The sequence below is a fragment of the Defluviimonas sp. D31 genome (assembly GCF_033436765.1).
GTDB lineage: Bacteria > Pseudomonadota > Alphaproteobacteria > Rhodobacterales > Rhodobacteraceae > Albidovulum.
On the sequence record NZ_JAWQFN010000027.1, the window covers coordinates 1 to 10,718 of the forward strand.

The 10,718-nt window shown below is 62.2% G+C and carries 7 protein-coding genes and 4 pseudogenes; 10 read left to right on the forward strand and 1 reads right to left on the reverse strand.

The window, feature by feature from the left end; all coding sequences use genetic code 11:
* Positions 1-451: 451 nt before the first annotated feature.
* From R5H32_RS19940 to R5H32_RS19950, 3 genes and pseudogenes are all read left to right on the forward strand, one after another.
* A pseudogene (locus R5H32_RS19940) lies at positions 452-838 on the forward strand (helicase-related protein); the annotation flags it as partial.
* 270 nt (positions 839-1,108) lie between these two features.
* Positions 1,109-1,804: an IS21-like element helper ATPase IstB gene (gene istB / locus R5H32_RS19945; protein WP_318340420.1), complete on the forward strand. Its 696-nt coding sequence runs from the start codon at positions 1,109-1,111 to the stop codon at positions 1,802-1,804.
* A 139-nt stretch (positions 1,805-1,943) separates the two neighbouring features.
* Positions 1,944-2,186: pseudogene (locus R5H32_RS19950) on the forward strand (DDE-type integrase/transposase/recombinase); the annotation flags it as partial.
* A gap of 162 nt (positions 2,187-2,348) precedes the next feature.
* On the opposite strand, the gene R5H32_RS19955 reads toward R5H32_RS19950, so the two are convergent.
* Positions 2,349-2,723: a hypothetical protein gene (locus R5H32_RS19955; protein WP_318340414.1), complete on the reverse strand. Its 375-nt coding sequence runs from the start codon at positions 2,721-2,723 to the stop codon at positions 2,349-2,351.
* 179 nt (positions 2,724-2,902) lie between these two features.
* Here R5H32_RS19955 and R5H32_RS19960 point away from each other — a divergent pair, with 179 nt between their 5' ends.
* From R5H32_RS19960 to R5H32_RS19990, 7 genes and pseudogenes are all read left to right on the forward strand, one after another.
* Complete coding sequence (locus R5H32_RS19960; protein ID WP_318340415.1) at positions 2,903-3,172, forward strand: hypothetical protein; 270 nt, start codon at positions 2,903-2,905, stop codon at positions 3,170-3,172.
* A complete protein-coding gene (locus tag R5H32_RS19965) occupies positions 3,172-3,894 on the forward strand; it encodes an SDR family NAD(P)-dependent oxidoreductase (protein WP_318340416.1) in 723 nt (240 codons plus the stop codon). The genes R5H32_RS19960 and R5H32_RS19965 overlap by 1 nt, the downstream gene beginning before the upstream one ends.
* Positions 3,888-5,414 (forward strand): cryptochrome/photolyase family protein, encoded by a 1,527-nt coding sequence (locus tag R5H32_RS19970; RefSeq protein WP_318340417.1) that lies wholly within the window; start codon positions 3,888-3,890, stop codon positions 5,412-5,414. Before R5H32_RS19965 ends, R5H32_RS19970 begins: the two co-directional genes overlap by 7 nt.
* Before the next feature lie 234 nt (positions 5,415-5,648).
* Positions 5,649-6,803: an efflux RND transporter periplasmic adaptor subunit gene (locus R5H32_RS19975; RefSeq protein WP_318340418.1), complete on the forward strand. Its 1,155-nt coding sequence runs from the start codon at positions 5,649-5,651 to the stop codon at positions 6,801-6,803.
* A 3-nt stretch (positions 6,804-6,806) separates the two neighbouring features.
* Complete coding sequence (locus R5H32_RS19980; RefSeq protein WP_318340419.1) at positions 6,807-9,938, forward strand: efflux RND transporter permease subunit; 3,132 nt, start codon at positions 6,807-6,809, stop codon at positions 9,936-9,938.
* Positions 9,939-10,076: 138 nt separating this feature from the next.
* Positions 10,077-10,274, forward strand: a pseudogene (locus tag R5H32_RS21015) (transposase); the annotation flags it as partial.
* 178 nt (positions 10,275-10,452) lie between these two features.
* Positions 10,453-10,718: pseudogene (locus R5H32_RS19990) on the forward strand (IS3 family transposase); the annotation flags it as partial.

Here is a 10,718-nt window from a genome sequence, read left to right on the forward strand (position 1 = left end):
CGGCCGCGAATTCGAAGCCGACATCGCGATCTCAGACATCCGTTTCTACGCCGCGAAAGAGCCGATCTGACACGACCGGAAATGGTCTGTTTTTTGCCCGGTGTCGCTGGTTACCGAGGTGGATTCCAAGGGGTGGATTCCGGCCAAACTGGATTCCTCGGTGGATTTTACTGTTTTGGTCAAAAATCCACTCCGAAAGACTGCAGACACGACGCAATTATCTGTAAATAAAAACTTTATTGAGGTTTGCGTCGCGGGTGGATTCCGGGTGGATTCCCCGGTGAAATCGACTGTCGCTGGCGATCTTCTGCGCTCAGCCCCCCGCATACACATGGGCCAGGGAGGAACCCTCGGAGGGGGCTAACGCAAAACGCCCGGAGCGATGTTCTCCGGGGGCTCTGTCAGAGGAACTGGGCTTGAGGCCGGGCAGGGCGCTGGATAGCGTTTTGGGATGACCAAACATTCGCGCTTCCGGTACTTTAAAACGTCGCCCGAGATCATCCGGCTGCCCCATCTCGCGGCAGCCGTAAGCGCGGCGCAGGCGAATGGCGCGCGCACCGGTCAGCGCAGCGGCGTGCTTGTCTTCGTCACGCGCCGCGCTCATGCCGAGGCCGTCGCATCGGCAATCGCACGGGAGACGGGGGCAGCGTCCGAGGCGTTCCACGCCGGCCTTTCCGCAGGGCTACGCGAGGAGCTTGTAGAGGACTTCCGCGAGGGGCGGATCGACGTGCTAGTCGCGACGAAGGCCTTTGGAATGGGAATGGACATTCCCGACATACACTACGTGGTGCATCTGTCGCCTCCGGCCTACCTGGAGGACTATTTGCAGGAGGTTGGCCGGATCGGCCGCGGCGCCCGGGAGCGCAAGGCTGCGGGGCTCGAGCGATTGCCGGCGGCGATGCTGTGGTCCCCGGCTGATTTCGCTACCGCGCGGGACCTGCGCAAGAAGAACGAGATCACCGAGGCGTCGATCCGAAGGTTCCATTTCGAGTTGCGGATGCGAGCGACCGGGGATCGGGTGATTGTTCCGGCCCACGGCTTCGAAGACTACTTCAATGATGGCCACAAGCGCGCGTTGGAGACGCGCTGTCGGAGGTCGCTTCATTGGCTGGAGGAGGCAGGTCGGCTGAAGCTCGTCAACCTCGTGCGCACCTCGCTTTCGGTCAAGCGACAACACGAGCCGCAACAGATCATTGGCGACCTCCTGGCCGCCGAGATCAGTGAGAAGCAGGCGCGCTCGATCAAATACCAGATGACCATCGCCAAACTACCGCTGGCCAAGGAGATCAAGGAGTTCGACTTCGAGGCGGCCGAGGTCAACGAGACCCTGATCCGTGATCTCGCCACCGGCGACTTCCTCGATCATCAGCGCAACCTCGTGCTGATCGGCGGCACCGGAACCGGAAAGACCCATCTCGCGGTCAGCATCGCACGTGCCTGCATCAGAAACGGCAGACGGGGAAGGTTCTTCAACGTCGTCGATCTGGTCAATAAGCTCGACGCGGAAGCCCGGGCCGAACGGCAGGGCCGCACCGCAGACCTGATCTCCCGCCTGGACTTCCTGATCCTGGACGAACTCGGCTATCTTCCGTTCGCCCAGACCGGCAACCAGCTCCTGTTCCATCTGATCAGCAAACTCTACGAGCGGACCTCGATCATCGTCACGACCAACCTGGCGTTCGGCGAATGGCCCACCGTCTTCGGCGACGCAAAAATGACCACCTCACTCCTCGACCGGCTGACACATCATTGCGAGATCGTCGAGACCGGCAACGAAAGCTGGCGCTTCAAAAACCGGGCGTAACAGCAAGCCGCAACCACGCAGGCCCGCCGCCGCTGCGTTACATGAGGACTACGCAGCGCCGGGCCAGCTCAGCACCAAGGGGGTCAATCTTGGACGCCGATACGGGGTCACGATTGGATGCGGATTGACAGTCGGCGCGGCGCACCGGCAGGAAACGGGCCGCTGGCTCAACAATCGGGCGGAGAATTCGCACCTGCCGTTCCGACGACGAGAACGGGCGATGCAGCGCTTTCGGAGGCTACGAAGTCTGCAGATGTTCGCCGCCGTCCACGCCTCGGTCGTCAATCATTTCAGTGAGGAACGCCACCTCTATTCGCGACAAAACTTCAAGCTCAACCGCGCCGCCGCTCTCGCCGAGTGGCGCGGCCTCGGCGCGTCATAAGGGACAGCGATCCTGCCCTTGTGGAGACGGGTTCGAATTGGTCTGACACCACCACCCGCCGCGGCCAATCCGCGATCCTCGCACGTGGCGGCACCGCTGTTATACATCGACCGCCAACAAGCCGCCTCCAAAATTCGTAGTGATGATGTCGCTCAAGGCCTATTAGAGTAGCTCAGTGCGGGTTCGGTATAAGCCAAATCCTGCCCCCGCAACCAACACTAATTCTTCAGCAATATCAATGCCTTGAGAATCCGCCCCGGCGGATCCTTCGGCATTCGCGCCCGCCACGACCGGCAGGCCCGACGCCAGCCGCAACAGGCTCGCCAGCGCGCCGTGGAGGTCGATCCCGAGCGCGGTCCCGCCCTCCGGCGTCGCCATCGGCACCAGCACGATCTTCTCGATCAGCCCCCGCAGCGCTTCCTTTGCCTCCTCCATCCCTGCGGGATCGGTCAGGCCGCGCACGAGGGCGCCGACGCGTTCGCGGTAGCTCCGCGCCATGCCTTGTCCTACGAGCACCTCAACCTGGCGCAGCTTCATGACAATCTCTCCCGGTTTGTGTCGCTTTTTCCCCATTCTTGGTCCTCCGTTTCCTGACCATAGCGGTGGACCAATTCAGTTGGGGAGGCTCAGGTCGGTGATACGGCAAAGCAGAGCTGTCTCCAAAGTGATCCGGCAGCGGTATCCAAGCGTAATCAGAACAAATTCAGGAGGAGAAAATGCTCAACAAATCCAATGTTCGTGCCGCCTGGAATGGCGTTATGGATGAATCGAAGAACCCGCTTAGGAACTACCCGATTTCTACAGCCCATATGCTCATGCAGACGCTTGCATGGATGTGGAGCGCGATTTTCTCTATGGCGATTGGAAGTTTCGCGTTCTTCGGCGCTTCGGTTGTAGCCCATTCTCTAATTATCGGCGGTATTGTCGTTACGTTGATGGTTTTCCAAAAAGCAGAATCCGGCGGCAGAACTGCTGACCCGTACTGATGGCCGGCGAATCCAGCCTTCCTCAAGGCTTCACACGCGATCAGTTATCGTCACGCCGGGTTTACAGAGCGCTTGTCATCGGTGCCTCGGGTGGGATCGGTGCTGCATCGGCTTCGACTTTGGCTGGTCGCGGCGTCGAGGTGGTGGCACTGTCGCGCAGCCAGGACGGACTGGAAGTGACCCAGATGGCCTCGGTCGACCATCTTCTTGGCGAGCTGGCCGGCCCCTTTGATCTGATACTGGTGGCAACCGGCATCCTCACGCCGGACAGCACCGGCCCTGAAAAATCTCTGGACCAGATCGATGCGGCTCGGATGGCGGAGGTTCTGGCCGTCAATACCATCGGGCCGGCGCTCATCCTGCGGCACGCACCCCGATTGCTGCCGCGCAATGGCCGATCAGTCGTGGCCGTGCTGACGGCTCGCGTCGGGTCCATCGGCGACAACGGTATAGGGGGGTGGTATTCCTACCGTGCCTCCAAGGCCGCCGCCAATCAGATCGTGCGGACGGCCGCGATCGAGATTGGACGAAGGCTCAAGGATGCTGCTGTCGTAGCCCTGCATCCCGGAACGGTCGCGACGCCTTTCACCAGCAACTATCCCGGGCACCGGAAGGTTGCGCCGGAGGTTGCCGCGAAAAACCTGCTGCGCGTGATCGACGGCATCGGTCCCGAGCATACCGGCCGATTCTACGACTGGTCCGGCGCTGAGGTGCCGTGGTGAGGCTGGTCCTTGTCCTCGGTGACCAGTTGACCCCAAGCATTGCGGCGCTGCGCCATGCCGACAAGGCGCAGGACCTCGTTGTAATGGCCGAAGTCGCGACCGAGGCGCGATATGTGCTCCATCATCCAAAAAAAATCGCATTGATCCTGGCGGCGATGCGTAAATTCGCCGGGCGTCTACGCGCTGAGGGCTGGCAGGTTGCCTATACCAAGCTGAACGATCCGCAGAACACGGGCTCGATCCCGGCAGAATTGCTGCGGCGGGCTTCCCAGACCGGGGCGCGCCGAGCCGTGGCAACCCGCCCCGGTGAATGGCGGCTGATCGAAGCGCTGGAGACCGTTCCGCTTGATCTGGAGATGCTGGAGGACGACCGTTTCCTTGCCAGCCACGCCGATTTCGACCGCTGGGCCGAAGGGCGCAAACAGTTGCGCATGGACTATTTCTATCGCGAAATGCGACGTCGGACTGGATTGCTTATGGAGGGCGACAGACCGGCGGGCGGCAAGTGGAACTTTGATCGTGAGAACCGCAAACCGGCACGTGATGACCTGTTTCTTCCGGCACCGTTGCGTTTCGATCCTGATGAACCGGTCGCTGAGGTTCTTGACCTTGTCGAGACCCGGTTCGGCAAGAACTTCGGCCGTCTTCACCCTTTCGGCCTCGCGACGGATGCTCCGCAGGCCGAAGCGGCTCTGGCACATTTCATCGAAACTGGGCTACCCGCCTTTGGCGACTATCAGGATGCCATGCTGGCGGGGCGGCCGTTTCTCTACCACTCCCTGATTTCGACCTACCTCAACATCGGCCTGCTGGATCCATTGGACGTCTGCCGGCGCGTGGAGGCCGACTGGAAGGCTGGTCGTGTGCCCCTCAACGCGGCGGAGGGCTTCATCCGGCAGATTATCGGCTGGCGGGAGTTCGTCCGGGGAATCTACTTTCGCGAGGGTCCCGGCTACACCCGTCGCAATGCGCTCGGTCATGACAGGGACCTGCCCGCACTCTACTGGGGCGCGGAGACCGGGATGGTCTGCCTCCGCGAGGCAGTCAGCCAGACCCGTGACGAGGCCTATGCGCACCACATCCAGCGGCTGATGGTCACCGGGAATTTCGCGCTTCTCGCAGGGATCGATCCGGCACAGGTCCATGAGTGGTACCTCGCCGTGTATGCCGACGCCTTTGAATGGGTCGAGGCCCCGAATACGCTCGGCATGAGCCAGTTTGCCGATGGCGGGCTCTTCGCCTCCAAGCCCTACATCTCCTCCGGCAACTATATCGACCGGATGTCGGATTACTGCGGGGCGTGCCGATACTCGGTGAAGAGCAAGGTTGGAGACGATGCCTGTCCGTTCAACCTGCTGTACTGGCACTTCCTGTCTCGCCATCGCGACCGGTTAGAAGGTAACCCGCGCATGGCGCAGATGTACCGGACGTGGGACAGGATGGATGCCCGAAAACGGGTCGCGATCTTGGAAGACGCCAGGCTGTTTCTTGATCGGATGAGCCGTGGCGAAACCGTCTAGTCGCGTCGATCGAGAGGTTTTGAGCCTCACCAACTGAATTGGTCCACCGGGTGTTGTCAGAAGAACTTGATCTGTTACGATTGCGATGGCTCGGTTGTTGGTCTCGTCGGCGCTCTGCAAGGTCTTTCCCCTTACAGATCAATTCTTTGTACCTTCTTTCGATAGAAGAGGGGGCAGGGAGGGTCGGCTAGGTTCAATTGCTCTGACAATACTCGTAAATCTATTGGGGGCAGGATGCAGTTGATTTCGAGGAAAGATGCGTCTCGGGGCAAGGCATCAAAGATCCGAAAGCACGGCCTTCCCATTGCCATGGCAGTCGTTCTTTGCACGCTGCAACCCGCCCAGGCTCAATCCACGCCGTCGTTGGTGCCGGCCGTTACGGTCGCCCCCGCCGAGGTGACGGCGGTCGCCAAAAGCGCATCGTTCAATGGCCGTGTCGTGGCCGTACAGAAAGTCAACATCCGTGCGCGCGTCAGCGGCTTCGTGAAAGAAATAGGCTTCACCGAAGGCGGAACGGTGGAGGAAGGTTCGGTTCTCTACCGCATCGAGCCGGAGGAATACCAGGCGTCGCTCGCGCAGGCTGAAGCGGTCCTGGATAGTGCGAGGGCAAGCGAGCGGCTCGCCTTCATCGAACGTGACCGGCAGGAGGAACTGGTCGCGCGTCAGGTGTCCGCGCAGTCGCAGCTCGACCGTGCCACCGCCGAGGCGCAGCAAGCTACCGCCGAAGTCCAGCGAGCCGATGCTCAGCGCGACCTTGCCGCGCTGAACCTGTCTTATACCGAGATAAATGCACCCTTCGCCGGTCGTGTAGGTCTGTCCGCTATCGATGTCGGTGCGCTGATAGGTCCCGACACAGGTACACTCGTCCCACTCGTCCGAACCGATCCGATGAGCGTACAGTTCCCGATTCCGGAACGCGATCTTCTCGACCTGCGTGACAGGGCATCGTTGAGCGGCGAAAACGAGGTTTTCTCGGTCGAGCTGATTTTGGGCAACGGGTCGGTCTATCCGGTGCCGGGCATCGTGGATTTCGCAGACGTGTCGGTCAGTCAGTCCACCGATACCGTGCTTATCCGTGCGAACTTTGCCAACACTGAAGGCGTCCTGCGGGACGGCGCTTTGGTGACGGTCACTGTCCGGGGTGCCGAGCCGGAAATGGCGCTGACAGTGCCGCAGCAGGCGGTGCTGCGCGACCTGACCGGCGCCTATGTGATGGTCGTCGATTCCGAGTCCGTTGTTGAACAGCGCCGCATCGATGCCGGGGCGACGACTGCGGGACGTACGATTGTCGTATCCGGTCTTGACGCCGGCGAGATGGTCATCACCGAAGGTGTGAACAAGGCCCGCCCCGGCGCCACCGTGGACGCCGCGCCCGCAGGGGACAACTGAGCTATGATCTCCGACGTCTTTATCTCCCGCCCGCGGCTCGCGGCCGTCATTTCCATCGTGCTTTTCCTGGCTGGCCTGATCGCGATGCGGTCCATGCCAGTCGAGCAGTTTCCCGACATCGTGCCGCCCCAGGTGTCGGTCACCGCGGTCTACCCCGGCGCCGGGGCCGCGGTGACGGAACAGACCGTCGCCCAGGTGATCGAGGACAAGGTCATCGGCGTCGAGGACTCGATCTACATGAAGTCGACATCCGGCGCCGATGGGAGTTATTCGCTGAGCGTCACCTTCGCGGTCGGAACAGATCCCGACATCGCCACGGTCAACGTCCAGAACCGCGTGGCGCTGGCCGAGCCCCTGCTGCCGCAGGAGGTGCGCCAGACCGGTGTCAAGGTCGCAAAGAAGTCGACCGCGCTGCTTGTCGCCTTCGCGCTCTATTCGCCCGACGCATCGGTCGACGCGGCCACGCAGACCAACTTCGCCCGGATATACCTCCTGGACGCGCTGAAGCGTGTTCCGGGCATCGGAGACGCCACCATCTTTTCTTCGAACGAATTCGCGATGCGCGTCATCCTTGACGCCAACCGTCTGACCGCGCTGGGAATGACGCCGTCCGACGTGTCGGCGGCGCTGAAGGCGCAGAACCTGCAAGCGGCGCTGGGCCGTATCGGCGCGCAGCCCATGGTCGATGACCCCGGCCTGCAACTCAACATCGAGACGCAGGGGCGGCTCTCCGATCCGGAGGAGTTCGCCCGCATCATCGTCCGGTCCAACCCCGATGGCTCGGTCGTGACGATCGGCGACGTCGCGGAGGTTCGGCTGGGCGAACGCAATTCCGATGTGCAGACCACGTTCAACGGCGCGCCCGCCACGCTGATCGGGCTTTACCTCGCGCCCGGCTCGAACTCCCTTGCGGCGGCCGAAGGCGCAAAGCGCGTCATGGAGGAGTTGAGCGCGACCTTCCCGGAGGGCGTGAGTTTTGAAGTCGTCGGCGACAACTCGGTCTTCGTCGAGGAAAGCATCGCGGAAGTCGAGCACACGCTGATCGAAGCCTTCGTGCTCGTGGTCATCGTGGTCTTCGTCTTCCTCGGCAGCCTGCGCGCGACGATTATTCCCATCGTTGCGGTCCCGGTCGCGCTCGTGGGCACCTTCGCGGCGTTGCAGGCATTCGGCTTCACGATCAACACGATCTCGCTGCTGGCCATGGTTCTTGCGATCGGGATCGTGGTGGACGACGCCATTGTCGTAGTGGAGGCAGTGGAGGCCAAGATGGCCGCCAATCCGGGCATGTCCCCTACCGAAGCCGCGCGGGCCGCGATGGGCGAAATCACCGGCGCCATCGTGGCAATCACGCTCGTCCTTCTGTCGGTCTTCGTGCCCGTCGCGTTCATCCCGGGCATCTCGGGCCAGCTCTACCAGCAGTTCGCGGTGACCGTTTCGGTCTCCATGGTGATTTCTGCAATCAATGCGCTGACGCTGTCGCCCGCGCTTTGCGCCATCATCCTGTCGCCGCACCACGGGCCGAAGAAGGGCGTGATGGGCATGATTTCGCGCGGGATCGACAAGGCGCGCGACGGTTATGGCCGCGTTGCAGGCGCCATCGCGCGGCGCGCCGTGCTTGGCCTCCTGCTTCTCGCCGGGGCCATTGCCCTGACAGGGTTCCTGTTCAAGGTCGTTCCGACGGGTTTCCTGCCGGCGGAAGACCAGGGCTACTTCATGATCGAGACGCGCCTGCCGGATGCCGCCTCGGTCAACCGGACGGTCGAGGCGCAGCGTCAGGTCTACGAGATCGTCAAGGACCTTCCAGGTGTACAGAGCGTGACGAGCCTTTCGGGCTTCTCGATCATCGACGGGCTGGCGAAATCCAACGCTGGCTTTACCCTGGTGACGCTGCAACCCTTCGCCGAGCGCGAGGCGCTGGCGAAATCCGTCTTCGCCGCGATCCGGCAAACTTACATCAGTGGTGCCGCGCTGAGGGAGGCGCAGGTCCTGCCCTTCAACCTGCCGCCGATCTCCGGCCTTGGAACCGGGTCCGGCTTCGAGTTCCAGCTTCTGGACCGGCAGGGCCGCGACCCGGTCGAACTTGCCGAAACTGCGCGCGGGCTGACCGTCGCGGCGAACCAGAACGAGGGCTTGGACGGGGTCAACACGACCTTCTCGACCTCGACGCCGCAGATCTTCCTGAACATCGACCGCGACCGGCTCTATGCGCTCGGCGTCTCGCTTTCCGACGTGTTCGGCACTCTCCAATCGATCCTTGGCTCGGCCTATATCAACGATTTCAACCTTTTCGGGCGGGCTTGGCAGGTCCAGCTCACGGGGCGCGAGGTCGACCGCAGTTCCGTCGACAACATCGCGCGAATCCATGTCCGTTCGCGCAGTGGCGAGATGGTCGCGATGGGCGCGGTTGCGACACCGGAATTCACAGTCGGCCCTTCGCTTCTTCAACGCTACAACAACACACGATCCGCAACGGTCATGGGCAACCCGGCAGAGGGCAAATCCTCGGGACAAGCGATCGCTTCGATGGAGGAGGTTGCGGCAACGACGCTGCCCGACGGCTACGGCTACGAATGGACGGGCACGGCGCTTCAGGAAAAGGAAGCCTCGGGCCAGACCGCCCAGATCCTGATGCTCGCGCTTCTATTTGCGTATCTCTTCCTGGTGGCACTTTATGAAAGTTGGACGATACCGGTGCCGGTGATGCTGTCCGTCGCCTTCGGCGTGGCGGGCACAATGGGGTCAGTCTGGCTTGCCGGCTTGCCTTTCAACATCTACGCCCAGGTCGGCCTTGTCGTTCTGGTCGCTCTGGCGGCCAAGAACGCTATCCTGATCGTGGAGTTTTCCAAGGCGCGGCGCGAGGAGGGGATGGCGGTGACAGATGCCGCCATCGAAGGGGCGAGGGAACGCTTCCGGGCGGTGATGATGACCAGCCTCGCCTTCATCGCCGGACTCATCCCGCTGGTGACAGCGACAGGGGCTTCGATGATCTCGCGCCGGTCGGTCGGAACCGGCGTGGCGGGCGGGATGCTCGCTGCGGCTGTGGTTGGAATTTTCGTGATTCCAGCGCTCTACGTGGTGTTCCAAAGCTTGCGGGAACGGATAGCGCGGCTGCGCGCTGGCAAGGCTGCAGGGTGATCAACTCGCGTGCAAGGGATAGGCGGGAGACGAAGTCCGCCCGTGTGGGTTCCTGAGAATTCCGAGCGTGTCCGGCAAAAGTTGAGCCTCCCCAACTGAATTGGTCCACCGCTATGTTTAGGGAACGGAGGACCAGGAATGGCGAACAAGCGACACAAGCCGGAAGAGATTGTCACGAAGCTACGGCAGGTTGACGTGCTGGTGGGTCAGGGAATGGCGCGCGTGGATGCGATCCGCGAAGTGCGGGTAACCGAGCAGACCTACTACCGCTGGGGCAAGCAGTATGGCGGGATGGGAACCGACCAGCTGAGGGAGCTGAAGCGGCTGCAGAAGGATCGAGCCATTGCGGCGCCATTGGTTCGAGCCCAATGGCGAGGGAGCGGCTGAGGAAGGCCGTCTCGGACTTGACCTTGGACAAACTGATCCTCACCGAGGCCGCCCGGGGAAACTTCTGAGCCCTTCGCGTCGCCGNTCGAGCCATTGCGGCGCCATTGGTTCGAGCCCAATGGCGAGGGAGCGGCTGAGGAAGGCCGTCTCGGACTTGACCTTGGACAAACTGATCCTCACCGAGGCCGCCCGGGGAAACTTCTGAGCCCTTCGCGTCGCCGCGCCTGCATCGATCATGTCCGCACGCGGCTGGCAGTATCGGAGCGTCGGGCTTGTCAGGCCCTTGGCCAGCATCGATCCACTCAGCGACATCGACCGAGGGGTCGTGCCGATGAGGAGCTTCTGGTGGCCGACATGATCGAACTGGCGCGCCAATACGGACGTTACGGATAC